Annotated in this window: 23 protein-coding genes and 1 pseudogene; all 24 read right to left on the reverse strand. The window is 40.2% G+C overall.

The features are described from left to right. Positions 1-2: 2 nt before the first annotated feature. The 24 genes and pseudogenes from GR929_RS07880 to GR929_RS07995 all read right to left on the reverse strand — a co-directional run bounded on the left by GR929_RS07880 (position 3) and on the right by GR929_RS07995 (position 21,204). A complete protein-coding gene (locus tag GR929_RS07880; RefSeq protein ID WP_159518535.1) occupies positions 3-2,222 on the reverse strand; it encodes a multicopper oxidase domain-containing protein in 2,220 nt (739 codons plus the stop codon). Between the two features lie 49 nt (positions 2,223-2,271). Continuing rightward, positions 2,272-2,709: a rhodanese-like domain-containing protein gene (locus tag GR929_RS07885; RefSeq protein ID WP_159518537.1), complete on the reverse strand. Its 438-nt coding sequence runs from the start codon at positions 2,707-2,709 to the stop codon at positions 2,272-2,274. Between the two features lie 27 nt (positions 2,710-2,736). Continuing rightward, positions 2,737-2,949, reverse strand: coding sequence for a hypothetical protein (locus tag GR929_RS07890; RefSeq protein ID WP_159518539.1), 213 nt, complete (start codon positions 2,947-2,949; stop codon positions 2,737-2,739). 254 nt (positions 2,950-3,203) lie between these two features. Then, a complete protein-coding gene (locus tag GR929_RS07895) occupies positions 3,204-3,665 on the reverse strand; it encodes a rhodanese-like domain-containing protein (protein WP_159518541.1) in 462 nt (153 codons plus the stop codon). A 9-nt stretch (positions 3,666-3,674) separates the two neighbouring features. Then, positions 3,675-4,060 (reverse strand): annotated as a pseudogene (locus GR929_RS22135) (DUF302 domain-containing protein). Between the two features lie 2 nt (positions 4,061-4,062). Continuing rightward, on the reverse strand, positions 4,063-4,449 hold the full coding sequence (locus GR929_RS07905; RefSeq protein WP_159518543.1) for a DUF302 domain-containing protein: 387 nt from the start codon (positions 4,447-4,449) through the stop codon (positions 4,063-4,065). After that, the gene (locus GR929_RS07910) at positions 4,446-4,676 is read right to left on the reverse strand and encodes a thioredoxin family protein (protein ID WP_159518545.1); all 231 of its coding nucleotides are present in this window, start codon (positions 4,674-4,676) and stop codon (positions 4,446-4,448) included. The genes GR929_RS07905 and GR929_RS07910 overlap by 4 nt, the downstream gene beginning before the upstream one ends. Then, positions 4,673-4,891, reverse strand: coding sequence for an SHOCT domain-containing protein (locus GR929_RS07915; RefSeq protein WP_159518547.1), 219 nt, complete (start codon positions 4,889-4,891; stop codon positions 4,673-4,675). The genes GR929_RS07910 and GR929_RS07915 overlap by 4 nt, the downstream gene beginning before the upstream one ends. A 17-nt stretch (positions 4,892-4,908) precedes the next feature. Next, positions 4,909-5,523, reverse strand: a complete 615-nt coding sequence (locus GR929_RS07920) for a Spy/CpxP family protein refolding chaperone (RefSeq protein ID WP_159518548.1) — start codon at positions 5,521-5,523, stop codon at positions 4,909-4,911. Positions 5,524-5,607: 84 nt separating this feature from the next. Next, the gene (locus GR929_RS07925; RefSeq protein ID WP_201300934.1) at positions 5,608-6,231 is read right to left on the reverse strand and encodes a class I SAM-dependent methyltransferase; all 624 of its coding nucleotides are present in this window, start codon (positions 6,229-6,231) and stop codon (positions 5,608-5,610) included. Continuing rightward, the gene (locus GR929_RS07930) at positions 6,221-6,868 is read right to left on the reverse strand and encodes a DUF2231 domain-containing protein (RefSeq protein WP_159518551.1); all 648 of its coding nucleotides are present in this window, start codon (positions 6,866-6,868) and stop codon (positions 6,221-6,223) included. The genes GR929_RS07925 and GR929_RS07930 overlap by 11 nt, the downstream gene beginning before the upstream one ends. 17 nt (positions 6,869-6,885) lie before the next feature. Beyond that, complete coding sequence (locus tag GR929_RS07935; RefSeq protein WP_159518553.1) at positions 6,886-8,484, reverse strand: multicopper oxidase family protein; 1,599 nt, start codon at positions 8,482-8,484, stop codon at positions 6,886-6,888. A gap of 225 nt (positions 8,485-8,709) precedes the next feature. Further along, positions 8,710-11,295 carry a TonB-dependent receptor gene (locus GR929_RS07940; RefSeq protein ID WP_159518555.1) on the reverse strand — a complete coding sequence of 862 codons (2,586 nt, stop codon included), beginning with the start codon at positions 11,293-11,295 and terminating at the stop codon, positions 8,710-8,712. A gap of 134 nt (positions 11,296-11,429) precedes the next feature. Beyond that, positions 11,430-12,290, reverse strand: a complete 861-nt coding sequence (locus GR929_RS07945) for a FecR family protein (protein ID WP_159518557.1) — start codon at positions 12,288-12,290, stop codon at positions 11,430-11,432. Position 12,291: 1 nt separating this feature from the next. Beyond that, positions 12,292-12,783, reverse strand: a complete 492-nt coding sequence (locus tag GR929_RS07950) for an RNA polymerase sigma factor (protein ID WP_159518559.1) — start codon at positions 12,781-12,783, stop codon at positions 12,292-12,294. 97 nt (positions 12,784-12,880) lie between these two features. After that, on the reverse strand, positions 12,881-13,975 hold the full coding sequence (locus tag GR929_RS07955) for a hypothetical protein (RefSeq protein WP_159518561.1): 1,095 nt from the start codon (positions 13,973-13,975) through the stop codon (positions 12,881-12,883). Positions 13,976-14,126: 151 nt separating this feature from the next. After that, positions 14,127-14,573 carry an OsmC family protein gene (locus GR929_RS07960; protein WP_159518563.1) on the reverse strand — a complete coding sequence of 149 codons (447 nt, stop codon included), beginning with the start codon at positions 14,571-14,573 and terminating at the stop codon, positions 14,127-14,129. Then, the gene (locus tag GR929_RS07965; protein ID WP_159518565.1) at positions 14,574-16,949 is read right to left on the reverse strand and encodes a rhodanese-like domain-containing protein; all 2,376 of its coding nucleotides are present in this window, start codon (positions 16,947-16,949) and stop codon (positions 14,574-14,576) included. 21 nt (positions 16,950-16,970) lie between these two features. Then, positions 16,971-17,885 carry a cysteine synthase A gene (gene cysK, locus GR929_RS07970; RefSeq protein ID WP_159518567.1) on the reverse strand — a complete coding sequence of 305 codons (915 nt, stop codon included), beginning with the start codon at positions 17,883-17,885 and terminating at the stop codon, positions 16,971-16,973. Between the two features lie 11 nt (positions 17,886-17,896). Then, entirely contained in the window at positions 17,897-18,361 is a 465-nt protein-coding gene (locus GR929_RS07975) for an OsmC family protein (protein WP_159518568.1), read from the reverse strand. Positions 18,362-18,778: 417 nt separating this feature from the next. Next, the gene (locus tag GR929_RS07980) at positions 18,779-19,135 is read right to left on the reverse strand and encodes a DsrE/DsrF/TusD sulfur relay family protein (protein ID WP_159518570.1); all 357 of its coding nucleotides are present in this window, start codon (positions 19,133-19,135) and stop codon (positions 18,779-18,781) included. A gap of 36 nt (positions 19,136-19,171) precedes the next feature. Further along, a complete protein-coding gene (locus GR929_RS07985; RefSeq protein ID WP_159518572.1) occupies positions 19,172-19,615 on the reverse strand; it encodes a DUF302 domain-containing protein in 444 nt (147 codons plus the stop codon). Between the two features lie 120 nt (positions 19,616-19,735). After that, positions 19,736-20,041, reverse strand: coding sequence for a hypothetical protein (locus GR929_RS07990; protein WP_159518574.1), 306 nt, complete (start codon positions 20,039-20,041; stop codon positions 19,736-19,738). 23 nt (positions 20,042-20,064) lie between these two features. Next, the gene (locus GR929_RS07995) at positions 20,065-21,204 is read right to left on the reverse strand and encodes a cysteine desulfurase family protein (protein WP_159518576.1); all 1,140 of its coding nucleotides are present in this window, start codon (positions 21,202-21,204) and stop codon (positions 20,065-20,067) included. Position 21,205: the final 1 nt, after the last annotated feature.

A 21,205-nucleotide genomic window follows, 5' to 3' on the forward strand; every position in this document is an offset into this window, starting at 1 on the left:
AATTAAAAAAGTATTGATAATCCTCCACCAAAACCAAACCGATTATCATAGCTGGCATTTAGCGCAAAGTTTTTTGTTATTAAAAATTCCAATCCGGTGTTCCAGGTGATTTCATCTTTATAATTAACGGCTTGACCTGTTTTTTCATTTTCAAGTTCATTAATTAAGCCAAAATCGGCCTGATATTCAAACTCACCAAATAAAATGGTACGGGGGAAAATCATCAATTCCTTTTCTAAAGCTATCTGTGGTCTTAACTGATGGTCTAAACGAACATCCAAATGAAACATGTAGGGTGTAAAATATCGTATCCCAGCTATAGCTACTGGTTTCATCTCATCTGTGTTCTCTGCCTCGTTTTCAACATTTATTCCGGCAAACACACTTAAATAACTATGCAAATAACGTTGATAAGAAAATTCAGCTTCCAGTATTTCATTCCAGCCATATTCAGCACTTAGGTTAAATTGGTTTCGAATGTTTGAAGTAACAAGATTAATTTCTGAAAAATGCGAGGCAATATCTACCATTCCCCATGAATAATACCTGTTTGTTTCGTGTTTTAGTGTTTTTACAGGATGTCCTTGTAACCTTGGATCGCGAGGCGTGTCATAACTAAAAATCCTTGCCATTCCTCCCATCATGTGGTATAAAATGTGGCAATGAAAAAACCAATCGCCATATTCATTGCCATAAAATTCGATGGTAACTTTTTTCATTGGAGGTACGTTCACTGTGTGTTTTAATGGCGAATATTCACCGTTTTTGTTCAGCACTCTAAAAAAGTGTCCGTGTAGATGCATTGGATGATGCATCATGGTGAGGTTGTTGAGGGTGATACGTGTAATTTCGCCTTCTGTGATTTTTATTTTATCAGTCTCAGATAAAGGTATTCCGTTCATGCTCCACACGTAGCGGTTCATATTGCCTGTAAGGTTGAGCAATATTTCTTTTACAGGAATGGTGTCGCTGTAGCTTGTTTTTTGAGTCGATTTTAAGTACTCGTAACCGTATTCAGAATACATACCCATTCCGCTATCATCTTTTTCCATCGACATGTCCATGTCTTGATGATGGTTTTTATGGTTCATTTCACCTTCCATTTGCATGCCCCATTTCTTCATCATTTTATGGGGCTCATTTTTTTTAGGGTTCAATTTTGCTGCCGGAGCACCCATGCGCATGTTCATTTTAGCCATTTGTTGCATCATGCCTATTTTGTCGGGCATAGGTACGGTTTCGGCTTGTAAGGTCTCGCCTTTGCCTATGATAGCACTGCTATAGCCTGAGCCATCCTGGGCTGTTGACCTGAATTCAATGGAGTTACCTTCGGGAACAGTAACGATAAAATCGTAAGTTTCGGCAACTGCAATGAAGGTTTTATTCTTACTCACAGGCTCTACATTTAAACCATCGGCTGAAACAAGCTGGGGATTTCCACCTCCAAAAGTCATCCAGAAAGAAGTAGAGGCAGAACCGTTGATTATCCTGAGCCGGATTTTCTCTCCCAATTTAAAATCTGGATAGTTTATCTGTTGGTGACCATTCACCAAAAATGCATCGTAGTAAATATCGGCTATATCTGCCCCCTCCATTCGTTGCTTCCAAAAATTAAGCTGAGCTCCAAATGCCCCTCGTGCAATAACCCGATTAAGCGGTGTTGCTGTACCTTTTTTGATGGTATAGAACTCGCTTCCACGCTTTAGAAAACGTAAAACAGTTTGCGGTTTTTGATTCGTCCAGTCTGACAATACCATTACCAACTCCTTGTCGTAATCAATGGTTTTTTTCCTGGGGTGAATAACAATAGACCCATAAACCCCGCTCTGCTCCTGCAGCATGGTGTGGGAGTGATACCAGTAAGTTCCTGATTGTCTTATGGGATATTCATATTTTTGGGTTTCACCGGGCATAATTGGAGGAGTGTTCAAGTAAGGCACACCATCGTAAAAATTTGGTAATAACAACCCGTGCCAATGAATGGATGTTTCTTCATCCATTTCGTTTTTTACATAAATGACCGCATAATCGCCTTCGTTAAAACGTAGAGTAGGCCCCGGAATTTGGCCGTTGATGGTCATGCCCATGACGTTTTTGCCCGCTTTATTGACCAGTTCCTGTTTTAAAACCAGGCGGTAAGTTGTCGTATCGGTTTGTGCTGATGCAGTAAATCCTGCCAGCACAAATAGAATAAAGGTTATAAAAGTAAATTTATATTTCATGGTTTTTCAATTGTAATAATTGTTGGAATATCATAATTACGGAAGTCCATCACTCTCTGCCGGAACGGGTTGTTTTCGACGGTTGGTTGTCAATTAACTCATAACCCGCAGCTTTCCATGCTTTCATCCCGCCTTTCAAATTATAAACATTTGAATATCCCGCATTCGCAAGTTTTTCGGCGGCGATGGCGCTCATACGGTCGCTTCGGCAATACAACACAATTTTTCCTTCTTTCGCTGGCAGTTTTTCCAGGTGTTCTATAATTTCATCGAAAGGAATTAATATATCCGTTTTGGGAATTTCCCCGGCATACGGGACGTGCACATTCACAAGTATGAAATCTTTCTTCTCCATCATTTTATGAAGTTGAGACGCTGAAGTTTTGTTCACGCTATCTTTTTGCAATTTTCCGGATGCTGTATTTCCGGCATAGAGCAGCGTAAACGAAACCATAAAAACAATAAATGCTGGAATAATCTTTTTCATAATAACCTCCTGTTAAACATTAATTTATTAGTAGAATAAATCGCCATAGCCCCAAATTAAAGTACCAATAAGAATATTCAAATTAGCAGTGGTTTCGAGATATCCGTGACTTTTGGTGGGGTGAATTTTTTTGAGGTTCGCCTTTTTACCCGAAGCCAACTTTCTCAACTGCTGGAGATAGTATTCATTTCTACCTTTTAACAACATTTGTTTTACCACAACAGTAATTAGTACCATCATAGATCCTGACCTTGAAAACATTGAATTCCCCATCCGCATTTGAAGATAGTATGAAACCAACACAACAAACCAGGCGGCTAGTAAAATTAAAGTTGGCTTTATGTTATTGACTTCGTTCAAATCTGTTCATTTGGTTCATACATGTTCGTTGAAAAATCTGTGATTGTGGTTACTTTTATAATAACTCATGTAGAAATAACTTCCATCTTTTCCAGTTTCTAGCCGGGAATGAATCTTCCACACCCTAGTCTTGTTTACTGTTTTTTATTCTCTATCGGCAATCCCAGCGTCACCCAATCGTGCATGCCGCCACGGTAGTAATGTATTTTATCAGCCGGGTAACCTGCTTCCAGTAAATTATGGATGGCTGACGGGGACTGCGGGCATTGCGGTCCGTTGCAAAAAAAGATGACAGGTTGGCCGCGGTCCAGTTCGCCCATCCTTTCGGTTATTTCATTGTGCGGGATGTTCTTTGAACCGGGGATGGTGGAAGCATCGTAAAAGCCGGGCGTCCGGGCATCGATAATCGAAAACCCTTTTTCCTGAAATTCGTTTACTTCTATTTCATCTACGGTACGCACGCCATTCGCAACCTCCATAGGCTGTATTATTCCCCAGGTAGTATCTACATTTACTAAGCCCTTTTCGCCTTTTACCGGCTGTGGTACCATTTGTGTTTCGTCCCTTTTGGGCGATCGTTTTTCATTGATATCCATATTTTATTTTTATGTCGAGTAAATAATCCGTTGCAGTTGTTCTTTCACTTCTTTCGCTACCTCAGTCTGACTTTGGTTTTTAACAGCCAACATTGAGGCCACAGGGTCAACAGCAGATACTTCAATTTGACCATTTTCCAGTTCCTGAACGAAAACATTGTAAGGGAGCATCGTCCCAATTTTGTTTTCATATTGGAGTGCTACAATGCTTTTCGCAGGTTGCAGACGCCCAAAATCCGGTATCTCCTGAAATCAACATCCAGCTTTTCTTTTAACTTTTCGTGGATATTGATTTCTGAGAGTACGATAAAACCTTCATTTATTATTTCTTCGTTCACTCTTTCAACGGCTTCGTCAAAAGAATAATGAGTGATCTTTTCAATGTAATATTTCATGATTACAAGGCATCGATGACTTTTTGAAGTTTTGTGCTGATTTCCTTTGCAATGCTTTCGAGATCGGCATTTCCAACGGCCATCATTGAAGCCACCGGGTCAACCGCGGCTACTTCTGTTTTGCCATTATCCAGTTTCTGAACAATTACGTTGCAGGGTAACATGGTACCTATTTTATTTTCTGCCTGAAGTGCTTTGTAGGCACTGGGCGGGTTGCACGCGCCAAGAATCCTGTATTTCCTAAAATCAACATCCAGCTTTTCCTTTAGTTTTTCGTGGATATTTATTTCCGACAATACGCCAAAACCTTCTTTTTTCAATTCTTCGGTCACTTTTTCAACGGCTTCGTCGAAAGAATAATCGGTGGTTTTTTCAATGTAATATTTCATGATATTTTATTTTTTAATTCAATAATCTGACTATGTTCAGGCATCCCAGCCGAAACTACGATATCATCCACAATGAAAAGTGGCGATGTTTTTAATTCGTACTTTTCAATTAACTCCGGATGATCTTCGAAGTACAATAATTCATATTGCAACCCGGCATCTTGCAATTGTTCTTCGAGTTTTGGCCGGTGTGTGCATGTTTTGGTAGCTGCTATTATAATCTTCATTCTATGTCTTTTTTACGTTCTTCAAACTCCTGTTTGTCAATTTCGCCGCTGGCGTAACGCTCTTTTAAAATATCGAGCGCCGATTTCCGAGGTTCCTGACCAGTGATATTGTTCCGGTTGGACCTTTGCACAATTGGCCAGACAATGGCAATTAGCACGATAATGCCGATAATCCACCACCAGCCCATTCCCATTCCGAATCCTCCTCCCATCATAATTTACTCCTTTCCTTTTATTGGTTATTTTGATTTTGCATCATTCCGCCCTGGTCCTGGTTCATCATACCTCCATTACCTTGCATCATTCCGCCACTTTGCATCATCATGTTTTTCATTTGCTCTTTTTGATCGTTGGTAAGCACGGCTTTCATTTTTCCGGCGGTTTCATAAGCGGTCACCTTCATGCTGATTTTGGTATCGGCACAATCTTTCATTTGCTTTTCTACCTGGCTGGCGGTTGCGTTATCTGCCAACAGGCCTTTCAGCTTCATCTGTTTTTTTCGTAATTCCGATTGGAAATCAATTTGTTGTTTTTTAAATGTTGCCTGTAAATCATACAGCTTATTCACCTGATCATCGGTAAGCGACAGTTGTTGTTGCATAGTGGGCAGTTTGTTTACCATCATCCCGTATTTCTTCATGGGCATGTTCTGGTTCATCATCTGGCCGCACATAGGGCATTTTCCGTTACCCATCATTCCCTGCATCATTCCGCTTTTCTGCATCATCATGCCTTGTTTTTGATCTTGTTTTTGGTCGTGATCATGACCCGTTTGGGCACTTGCCGAATACCCTGCCATAAATAGTAGGGCTGTTGCGATAATTACTAACTTTTTCATCTTTTTCATGTCATTAAATTTTAATTGTTTTACAAAGTACGTGATAATTAATATGTTATGTGTTATATAATTCATAGAAGATTTTATATTATTTTATTCTTTTAATTGTTTGTTGTTGGTTATCCGTATAAGTTTTACAATATCTAACCACACATTTTCAACCCGTATGTTTTTGGGTTCAAAATCTGCTTTCAACAAATTATCGTACGTTTCGCGGTTGATGTTCGCCCCATAAATATTAAGGGGGATAAAGTTGAAGGCATCCATTAACGGCCCGACCACTTTTTTGTGGCTGCGCACGTGTTCGAGCATCAGTATTTTACCGCCGTTTTTGCAAACCCGCCTGATTTCTTTCAAGCCTAGCACTGGGTCGGGAACGGAACAAAATACGCAGGAAGTAACTACCGTGTCGAAAGTATTGTCCTCAAAACTCATTTTTTCGGCATCCATTTCCAAAAGCTGTGTTTTTGCTGGCCGGTTGGTTTTATTTCGGGCTTTTTCAATCATTTTTTCGCTGAAATCTATTCCGGTCAGTTCTACATCCTTTGGATAAAACGGCAGGTTTTTACCTGTTCCAATTCCCACTTCCAGGGTTTTTCCGGTGGCTTCGGCCAGCATTTTCTTTCGCCATTTAGCGAAACCCATTTCCATGGGCTGGTCCAGAAAATCATAAACTCCGGCAATCCGGTTATATCGTTTTTTAATTTTATTCGTCATGTTGTTCAATGTAATTTCCGCCGGGCCCCACTTCTTCAATATAAACCATTTGCGAACCGAGGTGGGCTGCCAGGCTTACGCTAACAGCAGAGCCTGTGATGAGCAAAAAAATGATGACTTCGGCCCAGGTTTTTCGTTTGGTAAAATGGCTAATGGCCTTAAAAACAAAAGCTGTTCCTGCCAGCCAGGTCGTCAAATTCGCGTAATATTCATGTGTTTCAAGTATCTCCTTTATTTTTTCGGGCAACCCTGTGGTGTGTGGATGAAATACCTGCGACGCCAACAGTGCCCCAACAAAGCCCCCGAGCAATAAAAGGAGTGTAAACCAGCTAAGCTGGGGCCGGAAACCGAACAACCCAATAAACTGGGCGAGCAATGCAAGCAGCAACAATACAATCGGAAAATGGACAACCATCGGGTGCAGATTTGGAAATTCACTGTAAGGGGCAAAGATTGAGCTTGCTGTTCCGGGAATCCCGGATCCTTCCGGCAATACTTCATCAACATTAATTGTCTTCGAAGTTTCCTGTTTCGTGCTGTCCTGAAGTTTTTCATCTTCATGTGCCAGAAGTGGCATAGTCGTACTTCCCAGTATCAGAAGAAACAGCACAAGCGGTTTTGCTATTTTCACATTCATATCCAATAATTTTTTGATTAACCAAGTACTTCATAATTACGCATCATGCCCATGTCCTCATGCTCCAGGTTGTGGCAATGGTAGATGTATTTACCGATGAAGTCTTCAAACTTCAGTGCAATCTTTACCTTCATGCCGGGCATGAGCAAAAATGTGTCCTGCCAACCTTCGTCCAAGAAACCGTCTTTTACCGATTCCCAAACATCACGTTGAATCCCAGAAACATCCCTTTCAATGATTTGAAATTGCAGGCCGTGCAGGTGCACAGGGTGCGGCATGCGCATCATGTCCTGCATCATACCCATGCCGCGGCCATTGTCGCCGTTAATAAATTCCCATATTTCTGTGGTGTTCAGTTTTACTTTTTCCCAATCGGCTACCTCGGTCATCCCAAATGTTTCACCATTAATAACCCATTGCATCCGTTGGTTATAGAAATAAAACTGGCGGGGATTGGCGCTGTTTACCGCATCTGTTGGATTAATCGGCGTTATCGTTGAAAGTGCCGAAGGCAGTTCCATTTTTTTGCCGCTGTTTTCCGTCACTTTGAAAGAGGCCACATTAAATGCAATCCCATTTTCAACACCGTCGGGTTGCATCATTCCACCACCCATGCCACGCCCCATCATACCGCCGCCCATTCCCATCGAAGTTCCGTCATTAAAGGCCAGGCTTTGTAATTGGATTTCGGTTCCTGTATTCTGCCCTGAAAAATCTTTCCAGATTTCGGCGCGCTGTCCGGGGGCAAGCATCAGGTAAGGTTTTTTAACCGGTTTTTCGAGCAAGCCTCCGTCGGCGCCGATTACAATAACATCCTCGCTGTCGTTCCACGCCAATTTATAAATGCGCGAGTTGGACCCGTTGAGCACGCGAAACCTATATGTTGATGTTGAAACATTAAACGTGGTATCGGGGTTGCCGTTCACCAAAACCCGGTTTCCGAGAAAACCCTGCATTTGCCCCATTTGGTTGTTTTGTAAATAAACCAGTTGGTTGCTGTTGTCAAACATCCTGTCCTGAATAATTAAAGGCACATCGTATTCGCCGGAGGGCAAACCGCTGTTGTCATCTTCTACAATAAACAATCCGGCCAACCCCTGATACACCTGCGGCCCGGTAATTTTATCGGGGTGCGGGTGGAACCAGTAGGTGCCGGGGCGGTTGTTCACTTCGAATTCGTAAATGTATTGTTCGCCGTTTTCTATCGCGTACATCGGGTGGCCGTCCATTTCGGGCGGGATGTGCAAACCATGCCAGTGTACGACGCTTTCGCGGGGAAGTTGGTTTTTAAAACGGATACGGATTTTCTGACCCTGTTTCACGCGGATGATGGGACCGAGATAAGAACCGGGCAATTTTTCATGCGCCGCGTTATCACCGGAGATTAATTTCAACTGATAAGTGTAAATATTTGTTTTATTTCCCGTAAACAGTTGTAATTCCGTGGGAGTAGCTGTTAACTCAATATCTGTATCAGGTTCAAAATTTTGTGTTATGCTGTAGCTGCCGGGAATTGGTTTTTGCTTCCCGTTGGTAGTGCAAAAAGCCAGGGAAGGAAATAAAGTGGCAAATGCAACTCCTTTTGTTGAATTCTTTAGAAATTGTTTTCGGTTCATTTTTTTTGTTTGTCAAGAAGTAAAGAAAAAACCATGCCATAGTGCATTGAATTCCGATAGACACATAAACTTCTTGTATTCAGACACTTAATTGGGTGATATTTAAGGCGGCTAAGTGGGGGAAAAATTCCCCAGTTGTTGGGTGACATCGCCACAAATCAAATGCTAAAACAAAGAATGATACCAGGGAACTGAACCAAAGGTTACGATTCTCATGGTTTTATTTCATATTCCCAATGTTAAAAACAAAGTAGGGGTAAAAGGTACAGCTTCCGAATGCACATTCACGATTTCCGAAGTGCCGGATTCAACCCGTCGTAAATTGGAGTATTTTATGTTTGCCCTGTTTAGAACATTTAATACTGACAACCCTAATTTCCCGTTAACCTTCCTTCTGCTGAATTTATAAATTACAGCAGCATCGAGCCTACTGTAAAAGGGAATTGATGTGTCGTCATCATTAAAACTTTTCATAATTTCGAAACCCGAACCATAAACATAATTGGCTGAAAAATAGAGGGATTTCCAATTATAGATTCCGGCAAATTTAAGTTCGTGTCGCTGGTCGTGGGGTGCAAGCCGATAGTGGTTTGAAGGGTCGAACGAAAAATTTTCTTCCACTTTGCTTAGGGTATATGAAACCCAGGCTACATTCTTTTTGTATTCTTTTTTTAAGTAAAAATCAATGCCATAACTTCTACTTTTTCCTGAATAAAAGCCTTCACCGGTTTCCATTGTCTCATTGTAGTATCGGGTAATCCCGTCGGTTTTTTTAAAATAACCCTCAACGCTTAGCAAAAAATCGTTTTTGTTGTATGAAATTCCACCAACCCAATGTTGTGCGTTTAATGCCGAAATTGTCTTACCGTCACTGGCTGTCCAAAACCAGGAATAATTCAGGTTATTATCAACAAATGATGTTTTGGATATAAACTGGTGATATTGTCCCCATGCAGCATTTAATCTTACGGTTTCGGAAAGGTTAAAGGAAGCGCTCAACCGGGGTTCGTAAAACATTTTACCTGTTTCATTTTCGTAAATTGGGCGCAACCCGGGTTTTACTGTAAATTTTTTGTTTACCGGAAATGTACCCTGGACAAACCCGGTATATTTTTCAGATAAGCCATTTAAGTCGATTAGGTCCTGACCTTCTTCTTTTCGGTAAAGCAATACATTGTTCTGTTGAAAATCCAAACCTAAGTCAAGCTGAATCCCATTAATAAGAGAAACATGATGCACTATTTTAACGGAAGATTCATCTATTTCATTATCAACCTGTACTATTTCGTTGTTGCTTTGCCCACTTTCATGTCCCATTCCGTGTTCCCCGTTATTTCCCATCATTTCTGATGAGGAATTGAACTCAGTTGTTTCATTGTCGAACCTAGAATGGCTTATGCTTATTTCACTTTTATGATTGCTTCCCCAAAATTTTGAATAACCAGCTGACGCCCCAAATTGTTTGTTCCTTTCATTATAGTTATTGCCCAACTGAAAATTATCGAACTCTCTCTCGATATTGTAGGAATAGCGGTCGCCCCCGCTATAAAACGAAGCTGAAAAAATATCGTCTTTTTCGCCGCGGTATGTATATTTTAAATTGGCATCGCTGAATTTGTAGTCGGGGACCACCAGCACATCAACCATCCCATTGAAATTGTCGTGATTTCCATTATGCTGATTAGCTGAATTCGACATATCCCTGTGCCCAAAAATATTCAAATCATAGGGATTGTAAAGTTCGTAATACGTTTGCCGGTAAGCGCCAACCAGCGTAGATTTTCTGCTTACCGGAATCTCAACTAAAGAATTGACGGTTGAGTTATTCACGTTAAGCGTGATTGAGGGTTTTGCCTGATTTCCGTTTTTGCCTGTAATACGGATAATCCCGCCAACCCTGTCTCCATAACCGGCTTCGTAGCCCCCTTTTAAAACACGGATAGTTTTAATAAGCAGGGGGTTTACAACCCCAATATTATCATTAAAATTTTTAAGCCCGAAAATTGTAAATCCATCCAGTTCAATTTTGCTTTGACCTTCATAACCTCCCCAGACCAACAAATCTGACGATTGTTCGCCGGATGCCAAAACCCCGGGCATTAAACGCAAAACATTGTAAACGGCATTGTCGCCGTAACCCGGAAGATAGGGCGCAATGGTATGGTTTATTTTCATGTGTCCGGCGGCATTTCCAATCAGGGTAGCCATTTCAATATCAAATCCTTCTACTTTTACTTCTTTAAGTTCGGTTACCGAGGGTGTAAGTTCAAATTTTTGGTTCAGGCTGCTTGAAAACAACGTATCGTAAACAAAGTAGCCCAGATGCGAAATTTGCATGTTGAAAGAGGTGTCGGCAGAAGCGATAAAATTGAAATTCCCATTTTGGTCGGACTGCACCTGACGGTTGTTAATGAGAATGTAAGAAAATGGCAGCGGTTCGTATGTTTCTGCTTCAACCACCTGTCCGCTAATGTTTGTGATTTTATTTTTTGTGGTGGCGGTTGTCTTTTGTGACGGAAAAATCACAAATACATCTCCGTTTTTTTCGAACTCCAACGGAATCCCTTGCAAGAGGTAGGAAACAACGGCTTCTTTCGTTTCAAATTCCCGGTGAACGGTGATTTTATATTTTGAAAGGGACTTGTCGTCGAATGTGAATTGAAAGCTATACCTGTCCCGCAACTCAATAAAAACTTCATTGAGAGGCGCCCCGTCGGCATCAATATTGATTTTCTGAGGTTGAGCCGGCAGGCTCAAAAAAAGAGATGTGGTAAATAAGACGGACAGAACTACATGCCTCACGTTTTTCATTCAAATATATTTATCTTATTGTTTTGTATTTCAATGAAACACGCTGCCTGAAATAATATCCGATTTTCAATACCCATGTAACTCGTATGGTTAAATTATTCATTTCCTTTTGTGTTCGCCAGTCCATGCTCCTTTCAATTGTTCTTTATGATTTTGTATTGTTTATCAGATTTTTTTACGTAGCTGTACCCAAGCGGTTTGCAAACCATTGATAAAACTTTTTCTACATTGGGGCTTTTTTGAAAATTAACAGAAATTGTACCGGATAGTTTGTTTTCACTGGTGATTGAAATCCCGTACTGCCGTTCTATTTCTCTAACCACTTCAGTAAATGGGGCAGCATTATAAAGAAACATGTTGTTTCTCCAGGAAAGAATACTCTCCGATTCGGGAACAAAAACCGGTTCAGACGGAACACCTGCAGAAATCATTGTCTTTTGATTTGGTGTTAAAATAACAAATTCCCCGGAAGGATTACTCACCTTTACTTTCCCGGTTTTACAAAACACCCGGTAAGAATCATCGCGTGCAAAAATATTAAAAGTTGTTCCCAATACAGTAGTGTTGCCTTGTGTTGAGGTGACCGTAAACTTTTTGCCTTTTTCAACCGAAAAATAACCTTCACCTGAGAATTCAACATTCCGCTGAAAAAACCACCGGTAAGGATAATATTTCAAGGTCGTTTGGGCGTTCATTTCCACCGATGAGCCATCGGGCAATTCGGCAGTTAAGTGATTTCCTACCGGGCTGTAAACCGTTTTTGAAAACAAAAGAGCGAATGTCCCTATACCAACCAATAACAGGAATGAAGCTGCGATACTTAACCTTAACATGTTCTGCCTTAGCCCAACTACTTTGGTTTCCGGTTCAGAAATTAGTGTAGCAAATGTCTCGTTGAAAATTGAATCCTTATCTTTATCCCACTCAATTTTTGCCCCTGAAAATAGTTTTTCGGTTTCTGAAGCTATTTGCTTTATGTTGTTTTGATGTTCCATTTTAATTCTCAGAGATTAGTGACGTACGTAAATAATTTAAAGCATTTCCCATTCTTTTTTCAACGGCTTTCACACTTAATCCTATCCTTTCCGCAATTTCGCGGTATTGCAGCCCTTCAATCCGGCTCATTAAAAAAACCACCTTTTGGTTATCCGGCATCTTTTCAATTAACCACTCATATTTTTCTTTAAGTTGCTCAAAAGACAGTATTTCCTCGGGAGAATAATCATGATGGTCAAAACCGATATTTTCAACTATTTTCCGGGTTCTTTTCTGATGATGGTATTGGTTAATGAACAAGTCTGAAGCCATCTTAAATAGCAACCCCTTTATATGGGTTGGCTTTATTTTATCCCTTTTTTCCCACAATTTCAAAAAACATTCCTGTGCAATATCCGTTGCCAATTCCTTGTCGCCACACCGGTAAAATATGTAATTACGTATTTCGTCAAAGTTGGCATCGAATATGTTTTTAAATTCTTCTGGTGTCAATGTAGTACTGTTCAATTAATGGTAATAACAACAACAACGTAAGAGATTTGCTTTGGTTGTAAAAAATACAACCAAAGCAAATTCGTTACACCAGCAATCAGCCATTACCACCGTGTCCGTTACCATGACCTTGTCCCATTCCGTCTCCATGTCCCGTGCCGTTTCCTTGCCCCGCTTCGTTTCCATGTCCGGTTCCGGTTTCATTTCCTGTTCCTTCCTGATAGGAGTGCCCCATTCCCATTCCGGTCCCCCGGTAGTTTGCTGCACAATGGTCGTTTTCCGAAAGGATAATTTCCATGGAGTCTTCTCCGTCTTTAACAACTACGGCAACATCGTCGCAATCGCCATTACCGTAATCCAGCGTTGCAATAACATTTCCTCCCTGCGATAATTCAATTACTCCTTGCGAAAAATACCTGCAACCACTTGGTTTGATTAGCGGTTCCACAATGTCTTTTCGGTAAATGGTTTCCATCCCGTTTTCGGTAATTGTATTTATAACGTGCCCGGTAACCTTCATTACATCGTCTGTTTGGTCCAGGTTTGTTTCAGCCCCCTCAATCCATTCTCTTACTATTTCCGATTCGCGGTGAATGGTGGTACCATCCGGCATGGTAATTATTATATCTCCTGTAAATGAATGAATCCCTCCGTTTTGATTGTCGCCGGAAATATGGATGGTTGTCATTCCTGAAATGCTCATGGAATCTACGGAAAAACCATCGTATGTGATTTTTCGCGTAAAACCTTCGCCATTGGGGTCGTCTGAAGTATGCATTATCATTGACCCGCTCATAACCCTTCCATTGTTGAGGTGTGTTCCCATGCCGTAATTCATAACCAACGAGTCGGGATATTGCCCCTGGTTTCCGCGCATACTGTATTCGGGGTGTTGTCCTGTCTGGTAGTGCATTGAATTGTTTGAACCCCAATTTATGCCGCCGCTGTGCATTCCACCACCATGCATCATCCCGCCGCCCTGCATTCCGACCATCATGCCTTCGGCGCCAATAAAAAAGTCGCTTTCATAATTCATGTCTGCCACTGCATTATCAACCGATATTTCGTTTACAACAATTTGAGCCGATTTTTCTTCCAACTCTTCTGCCTGCGAAAATAAATCCTGGTCTTTTTGACAAGAAACAACGAATAGAGAAAGTGCTACTACAATAATTCCAAATAATGTTCTCATGTTTTAAATTTTAAATGTATTTATCATTCTTTAGTAGTACACCCAATAAGTTGTGCCCGACCCTACTTGTAAATCGATATTAATAAAAAATTTTATTTGCACCGTTCTCCAAAATCTTCGTTTGAAATTTTAATAATGACGGTCAGACAAGTCAGGTAGTCTTTAAAATATTGCCATTTCCATCGATTTGTATTTCAAAACTGTATTTTATGGTAGCCGACTTTTCCAGAATTCTCGAAACGGAACAATATTTTTCCATCGAAAGTTTAATAGCTTTTTTGACCTTATCTGGTTCGATTTTACCGATAAGAATAAAATGAACATGAATTTGAGTGAACAGAGAGGGAGTTTTGCCCTCTTCCCGTTCAGCTTCTATTTCAACCTTAAAATCCTTTAAATCCTGTCGCTGTTTTTTTAAGATATTTATAATATCGACCGAACTGCATCCTCCCAATGCAGAAAGCAGTAATTGCATTGGTCGCATCCCCTTGTTGCTTCCCCCTATTTCGGGAGCGGCATCCATTAATAAACTTTGTCCTTCAGAATTAGTTGCTTTCAGGTTAAAATTGTTGTCAACCCTGTTTATTACAATTTTCATCTAATATTTTTTAATTGAACTGTCAACTTCATCTGCCCATGCATAAATTCCCCCTTTTAGATTGTAAAGATGTTCAACATTTTGCTTTTGGGCGATTCGATTAATTACTTCAGCGCTCCTGCGACCGGTACGGCAATAAAAAACAATTTTCGGTGTCTCCTGAATTTTATGAAAGTTGTCTTCAACCGTATCAAAAGGTATTAATTCTCCACCAATGTCTGCGATTTCTTTTTCCCAGCGTTCCCGAACGTCAACCAGTATAATATTTTCATCATCATCCAGCAACGATTTTAACTCTGTGGCTGTTATTTCCTTTACATCATAGCCCGGTTGAAGATTATCTTCCAGATTTTGGTAGTACGAAACAGCCGCATCCGCAAAAGAAAGTACAGAATCTTTTTGTTTTAACAGCCCCGAAAAATTTCCATCTTTTACCAGCTCAAGCAACTTTAAGTAATGTTCAGGAATTTTTCCTTTCTCAATGAACTGTTTTTGAATCAAATGAATCAGTTGTGGCTCTTCGTTGGTTTTTTCTTTCTGTGTCAGACTTAACAACTTCGAGGCTGCAAATACAAGTTCGTGTAACAAAACAGTTTGCTCTTCAACCTCCTGCTGCCCAAGAAGGGATTCTTTACACTTCCCGATTATTTTGATTTCTGATTCTATCATATCAAGCAAGCCTGCTGAACATTCCCCTCCGCCACGGGTTTCCAGGGTGAATAATTCGTTATTTCCCCAATCAATGTAATATTTTTTATTTTCTTCGAATGAAGGAATTTTACTGTACTTTTCGAACAAAGCGTCGATTTCAATCCTTCCGTTTTCTACAAATTCACGGAAACTTCTACCTTGATAATTTTGATAGTAAACAAAAAGCAAATCACTTGTAAATTCCGGGATATCTTTTGCAGCAATTTCACCTAATTTTACCGGTAACAGCGAATTGTGTTCTCCAATTACTGCTCCGGCAAAAACATTGTATGAGGGATACATTCTTCCGTTGCGGCTAACCCTCCCAGCAAAACCTAAATCAGCCACAAGATGCTGCCCGCAGGCATTTGGACAACCACTAATATTGATTGTTATATCTTTAATATCATTTACCCAGTCTTTATCAATCAATTTATCGTAAATCGATTTTAATCCCCCCTTTGAAAAGCAAATTCCTAACTGACAGGTATCTGCACCAGTACATGAAACCAAATTTCCCGGGAGATAGGGTCTTTTTACTTCCAATCCAATACTATTTAGTTTTTCAAATACATTTCGCAAGTACGAACCGGGAATATTTCGAAGGTGAATATTTTGTCTGCGTGAAAAACGGATGGTATCCTCTCCAAAATAACCTGCAAATTTTGCTATTGCCTGTGCCTGATGGTTAGTGAGGTTCCCGTGCATCACCGGAATTTCAACTGTGTATAAATCTTCCTGTTTTTGTTTCTTCACATAGTTCTGTTTCCATTTTTTGATGCCGGTATAATTGTTGGTATCAGCAGTCAGACCTTCAGGTACAATATTTTTATAAATTGGAAATTCAGTCATGTTGACGGGATGCCTGTTTTTATGTTGGTTATACGTTTCTTCGAAAAGTTGAAAAACTTTATCCTTGCCATGCTTGTAAAACAAATAGCGCAAACGGGCTTTGTGCCGGTTTTTCCGGTTGCCGTATTTATGAAACATCTCCACCGCTGCCATGGCTACCGCAAATATTTTATTGGCGGGAATAAAATCGAACAGAACTTCTCCTACCATTGGTTTAACAGAAGGCGACCCTCCAAGGAAAACCTTAAAACCTTTTTCCCCGTTTTTAATTTTGGCAATAAATCCCAAATCGTTATAAGCGGCTAAAGCAGAATCACTTTCTGAATTGGAAAACGCAATTTTTAATTTTCGGGGTAAGTCAAATGATTTTTCATTTCGTATCAAAAAATCAGTAAGCGCGATATTATAAGGTGTTACATCGAACACCTCTTCCTGGGAAACGCCCGAATCAATTGAAGCTGTTATATTTCTTACCGTATTTCCTCCACCGCCTTTGGTTGACAATCCCATTTTGTAAAGTTTGTCCAGAATCTCAGGCGTATCCGAAAGTCTGATATTATGCAGTTGAATTTCCTGGCGGGTCGTGATATGGAGGAATTCAGAACCGGATTGTCCGGCAAGATTAGTTACCCCTAGCAACTGAGCGGGAGTAATTGTCCCTCCAGCGCAACGAATCCGTACCATGAATGTTCCTTTGGTTCGTTGTTCGTAAATTCCCCTTACAACCCTGAAAACTTTAAATTGTAAAGCATCTACATTATTATTCAGGCTATTATTGACCCAATCATGGTATTGGTTTAATTCTGTTGTATAATTTTCCGGTATATGGTACATTGGTCTGTTTTTAAATTTTTTTTAACTGAATTCTGAAAGATATCTTTCTCCCGAGTCGGGAAGGATGGCTACTATAAGTTCATTTTTATACTTTTTTCGTTGAGCTATTTTTAATGCTGCGCAAACGGCTGCGCCCGAAGATATTCCGCACAATATACCTTCACGTGTAGCAAGTAACCGTGCTATTCCTAAAGCTTCCTCGTCGCCGATGCTTATTATCTCATCAATAATATCTTTGTTAATTATTTTAGGAATGAACCCCGGGCCTGTTCCCGGAATTTTATGTTTTCCGGGTTTACCCCCTGATAAAACAGGGGAAGAAGCCGGCTCTACAGCTACTATTTTAATTTCGGGATTTTTTATTTTTAATATTTCTGCTGTCCCTGTAATGGTTCCTCCTGTTCCTGCACAGGCAACCAAAATATCAATTTTGCCGTTTGTTTGCTCCCACAATTCAACAGCCGTAGTTTTCCGGTGAATTTCCGGGTTCGCAGGATTTTCAAACTGCATGGGCATAAAAGAACCGGGCGTTTCATTTTTAATTTCTACGGCCTTTTCGATTGCACCACGCATGCCTTTATCTTCAGGAGTAAGTATTAACTCTGCACCATACGCTTTAAGAATTTTGCGTCTTTCCACACTCATGCTCTCAGGCATGGTAAGAATAAGTTTATACCCTTTCACAGCGCAAACCAGTGCCAGGCCAATTCCGGTATTTCCACTGGTTGGTTCAACAATACTGGTTCCCGGTTTAATCAACCCGCTTTTTTCTGCAGTTTCTATCATTGACAGGGCAGTACGGTCTTTTACCGAACCTGCCGGATTAAAAGACTCCAGTTTTGCATAAATCCGGGCATGATTGCCATTTATTGAATTTAACTGAACCAGTGGAGTCTTACCAATGGCTTCTGTTATATTTTTAAATACACTATTCATTTTAATACTATTTAAACCGGAGTTTCTTCCATTACCTCCACTGAGGTTAAATTAAAGTTTAAAGGTGTAGGCGAGGAAAGGTTATCGTTAATCGGACAACGATTTTTGATTGTATCAATCCAAGTTCTGATTTTTTCCGCTGGGGCATCCGTAACCGGTGCAAAATCCACACTAATGTGTTTGAATCCTGCACGTTCCTCATATGATTGGCCAAAAAGCCGTGCCGGGTTTAAGTTGCCATCTACTTTAATACTTAATTTCTCCACTTTTATGCCCAACTCTTTAGCAGTTAAGTGGGCAACTACATTAATACATCCGGCATAACTTGCAAGTAAATACTCGACCGGGTTGGCCCCGAAGTCGTCCCCGCCAAGAACGGGTGGTTCGTCGATTACGATACTAAACTGTCTTGCGCCGGCAACAAAGCGTGCTGCCGTTTGAGCTTCTCCCTGAATTTGAAAATTTAAATCTGTCATAATTTTTTGATTTTTTTGGATAAAAAAAAAGCCCTTCACATTTTGTGAAAGGCTTCCCTATAATAATTAAAGATTAATTTTTAAACGGAAATAATATCAACACCTTCCACATGCCTGAAGAGCATACAGCAACACATATTCATTATGTTGTTTATGGAAAATGTTTTATTCATTTAAAAGCTTTTTTTATTTAATAATCCTATTGCTTTTGTAGGGTACAAACGTATAAAAATATTTTTAAAACAATAACACCGTTAGAAAAATAAATGAATTTTCACTTTAATTCAATTCGTTTTAAACAAACAAGAACTACCAACTGCTTTAAAGCAAGCAATTCCAATTGAAATGTATTTTTATTTTCCCTGAATCATGCTACATATTCGTTGGGAAACAGGTTGAAAGGGTTTTCGCCATCGTTTAAAATGTCAAAATTTTATCACTATCAACAACCCAATTTGTAAATTCAGCCATTGTGCTGATTTCTGTTCCTTCAATCAGTTGTATTGTTTTCAGTCCTCTGGCATCGGCACACGAACCACAGATTTTAATTTTTGCCCCTTTTGCAATCGAGAATTTTAGCATCCGCTCAATATTGTAGTAACCGTTTGGGGTTTTCTGGTTTGCAACTGCACATGATGCGGCATCTGCCATAAGAAATATTCTTACATCAACTTGCTCGTGTTCTTTACCAAGTTGATTTGCCAAACGAAACGCATTGTATGCCTTTTCTGACCCGTAAGGTGCGTCATTAATTAAAACAAGTATTTTTTGCATTTCAATTGATTTTAACGTTTTGTTTACTCGAATTTGTTATTCTTTAGATAGTGAATCCATCAATGATTTTAAGGTATTAAAAAGAGAAGTTGCTTCTTTAAATAGCTCTTGATTCGCTTTGACAGCATTAAGCATAATCTCCATGTTCATGGTTGAGATAACCGTTTTGCCTTCATTTTCATAAATAGCCAATTTGCAGGGCATAAATATTGAAAAGTGAGGAAAATCGGTGAGCATCGCTGCTGCAGTTTTTGCCTGGCAAATTTCATAAATCCAAACTTTTCGTTTGATAGGGAAACCTTTGCCTTCAACAATTTCGTGATAATTATAGGTTGTCAGCAAGGCGAATTTGTTTTTTTCACAAGCAATGGGAACTTTTTCAGTTATTTCTTCAATAGATTGATTACTTATTATTTGGTAAGTAAACATCTCAATCATTTTTTCCGGTGGCATGGCTGCCTTCATTAATTTTTGAAGCATATTCGTTAATTAAAAAGTTAATACAATTTTGTTTTTTCGGATTATTCGATACAAATCAGCCAATGTGGAGAAGGTGCAAACCTGTGGTTCATCGTTTTTACGGCTTTTCAAACAAGTTCCTCAACCCTGAATTTCACCGCCTTTTTCGAGAAAAGCATCAACCTGTTGTTTTAAATCTTCATTGTCGTTTACCAGGTTATCCACTTCAACCCCTTTCCCTAACAGAAAAACCTGAACGGTGTCTCCCTGGTTTTTTGAATAATTGGCCAAACGGAATGCATTCCAAACGGTTTCCACATCGTTTGAATAAATCACCATCCCGATGGAAGTAGGGGATTCTGAAGAAGGTTGCGGATTTGATTTTGATGAAAGGTTAGTCGAGGTTAGCAGCAACATAATTGCCAAGACAAAAATTGATTTTTTCATAAAAACTGAGTTAAATTTTTGATTTATAAAAGTTTATTTACAGCATCTGAAATGGTATCCACGGCATAGTCAATTTCTTTTACTGTGGTGTATTTACCTGTTGAAATGCGTACCGTTCCGGCTGCTACGCGTGAATTTACCTGCATTGCTTTCAGCACCGGCGAAATTTCGACCGAATCGGCATGGCAGGCCGAACCGGTTGAAAACACGACTTTTTTATCGACCAGCGAAGCAAGCGTATGCGCATCCACATTTTCAAAGGCGATGCTCAGCGTGTTGGGCAGACAGTTGTTTAGGTCTGCATTTAGTTTTATTGTTGTCTGACATTTTTCTATCAATCTGTCTAATAAACGTTGACGCATTTGCGAAAGATGATTGTTGTTGGTCTGAAGATTATCTTTGACTAATTCAAAGGCTTTACCAAGTGCCACAATGTAGGCTACATTTTCTGTCCCGGGGCGGAATCCATGTTCCTGCCCCGCGCCAAAAATCAGATGTTCAAGTTTCACACCATCTCTGATGTACAAAGCGCCGATGCCTTTTGGTGCGTAAAGTTTATGCCCGGCAACGGAAAGCAAATCTACGCCCAGTTCATTCACATCCGTTTTAATTTTTCCAATTGATTGTGCCGCATCGGTGTGAAAAAGTACGCTATGACTTTTTGCAATGTTCCCAATTTCCTTTATTGGTTGAATGGTGCCAACTTCGTTGTTGGCGTGCATAATGGAAATCAGTGCCGTATCAGGGCGGATGGCTTTTTCAACATCCTCCGGGTTTACTTTTCCATAAGTATCCACAGGAAGCCAGGTGATTTCGTATCCCTGTTTTTCAAGGGATTTGCAAACCTCCGTCACTGCGGGATGTTCCACCTGCGATGTGATAATATGCTTGCCTTTTTCAGAATTGGCAAAAACAGCGCCTCGAATGGCATGGTTGTTTGATTCGGTGCCGCCGCTTGTGAAAATGATTTCTTCGGGTCTTGTACCAAGCAAACCTGCAACCTGCATTCGCGCCTTTTCGATGGCTTCTTTGTTGTGCCTTCCAATGGCATAGCTGCTCGAAGGATTTCCAAAATGAGTCCGAATATAAGGCAGCATTTCTTCTACCACTTCCGGGGCAATGGGGGCGGTTGCGTTGTAATCGAGGTAAATTGGATTATCCATA

It is taken from the genome of Sunxiuqinia indica, assembly GCF_009847015.1.
Lineage (GTDB): Bacteria > Bacteroidota > Bacteroidia > Bacteroidales > Prolixibacteraceae > Sunxiuqinia > Sunxiuqinia indica.

What these genes read in the sequence shown, in the direction of transcription:
- GR929_RS07935 (WP_159518553.1), bottom strand. Translation starts at nt 8,484, where the DNA reads ATGAACCGAAAACAATTTCTAAAGAATTCAACAAAAGGAGTTGCATTT.
- GR929_RS07895 (WP_159518541.1), bottom strand. Translation starts at nt 3,665, where the DNA reads ATGGATATCAATGAAAAACGATCGCCCAAAAGGGACGAAACACAAATG.
- GR929_RS07985 (WP_159518572.1), bottom strand. Translation starts at nt 19,615, where the DNA reads ATGCTTCAAAAATTAATGAAGGCAGCCATGCCACCGGAAAAAATGATT.
- GR929_RS07905 (WP_159518543.1), bottom strand. Translation starts at nt 4,449, where the DNA reads ATGAAATATTACATTGAAAAAACCACCGATTATTCTTTCGACGAAGCC.
- GR929_RS07975 (WP_159518568.1), bottom strand. Translation starts at nt 18,361, where the DNA reads ATGACAGATTTAAATTTTCAAATTCAGGGAGAAGCTCAAACGGCAGCA.
- cysK (WP_159518567.1), bottom strand. Translation starts at nt 17,885, where the DNA reads ATGAATAGTGTATTTAAAAATATAACAGAAGCCATTGGTAAGACTCCA.
- GR929_RS07880 (WP_159518535.1), bottom strand. Translation starts at nt 2,222, where the DNA reads ATGAAATATAAATTTACTTTTATAACCTTTATTCTATTTGTGCTGGCA.
- GR929_RS07910 (WP_159518545.1), bottom strand. Translation starts at nt 4,676, where the DNA reads ATGAAGATTATAATAGCAGCTACCAAAACATGCACACACCGGCCAAAA.
- GR929_RS07915 (WP_159518547.1), bottom strand. Translation starts at nt 4,891, where the DNA reads ATGATGGGAGGAGGATTCGGAATGGGAATGGGCTGGTGGTGGATTATC.
- GR929_RS07940 (WP_159518555.1), bottom strand. Translation starts at nt 11,295, where the DNA reads ATGAAAAACGTGAGGCATGTAGTTCTGTCCGTCTTATTTACCACATCT.
- GR929_RS07995 (WP_159518576.1), bottom strand. Translation starts at nt 21,204, where the DNA reads ATGGATAATCCAATTTACCTCGATTACAACGCAACCGCCCCCATTGCC.
- GR929_RS07885 (WP_159518537.1), bottom strand. Translation starts at nt 2,709, where the DNA reads ATGAAAAAGATTATTCCAGCATTTATTGTTTTTATGGTTTCGTTTACG.
- GR929_RS07920 (WP_159518548.1), bottom strand. Translation starts at nt 5,523, where the DNA reads ATGAAAAAGATGAAAAAGTTAGTAATTATCGCAACAGCCCTACTATTT.
- GR929_RS07930 (WP_159518551.1), bottom strand. Translation starts at nt 6,868, where the DNA reads ATGAATGTGAAAATAGCAAAACCGCTTGTGCTGTTTCTTCTGATACTG.
- GR929_RS07955 (WP_159518561.1), bottom strand. Translation starts at nt 13,975, where the DNA reads ATGAGAACATTATTTGGAATTATTGTAGTAGCACTTTCTCTATTCGTT.
- GR929_RS07980 (WP_159518570.1), bottom strand. Translation starts at nt 19,135, where the DNA reads ATGCAAAAAATACTTGTTTTAATTAATGACGCACCTTACGGGTCAGAA.
- GR929_RS07965 (WP_159518565.1), bottom strand. Translation starts at nt 16,949, where the DNA reads ATGTACCATATACCGGAAAATTATACAACAGAATTAAACCAATACCAT.
- GR929_RS07960 (WP_159518563.1), bottom strand. Translation starts at nt 14,573, where the DNA reads ATGAAAATTGTAATAAACAGGGTTGACAACAATTTTAACCTGAAAGCA.
- GR929_RS07890 (WP_159518539.1), bottom strand. Translation starts at nt 2,949, where the DNA reads ATGATGGTACTAATTACTGTTGTGGTAAAACAAATGTTGTTAAAAGGT.
- GR929_RS07925 (WP_201300934.1), bottom strand. Translation starts at nt 6,231, where the DNA reads ATGACGAATAAAATTAAAAAACGATATAACCGGATTGCCGGAGTTTAT.
- GR929_RS07990 (WP_159518574.1), bottom strand. Translation starts at nt 20,041, where the DNA reads ATGAAAAAATCAATTTTTGTCTTGGCAATTATGTTGCTGCTAACCTCG.
- GR929_RS07945 (WP_159518557.1), bottom strand. Translation starts at nt 12,290, where the DNA reads ATGGAACATCAAAACAACATAAAGCAAATAGCTTCAGAAACCGAAAAA.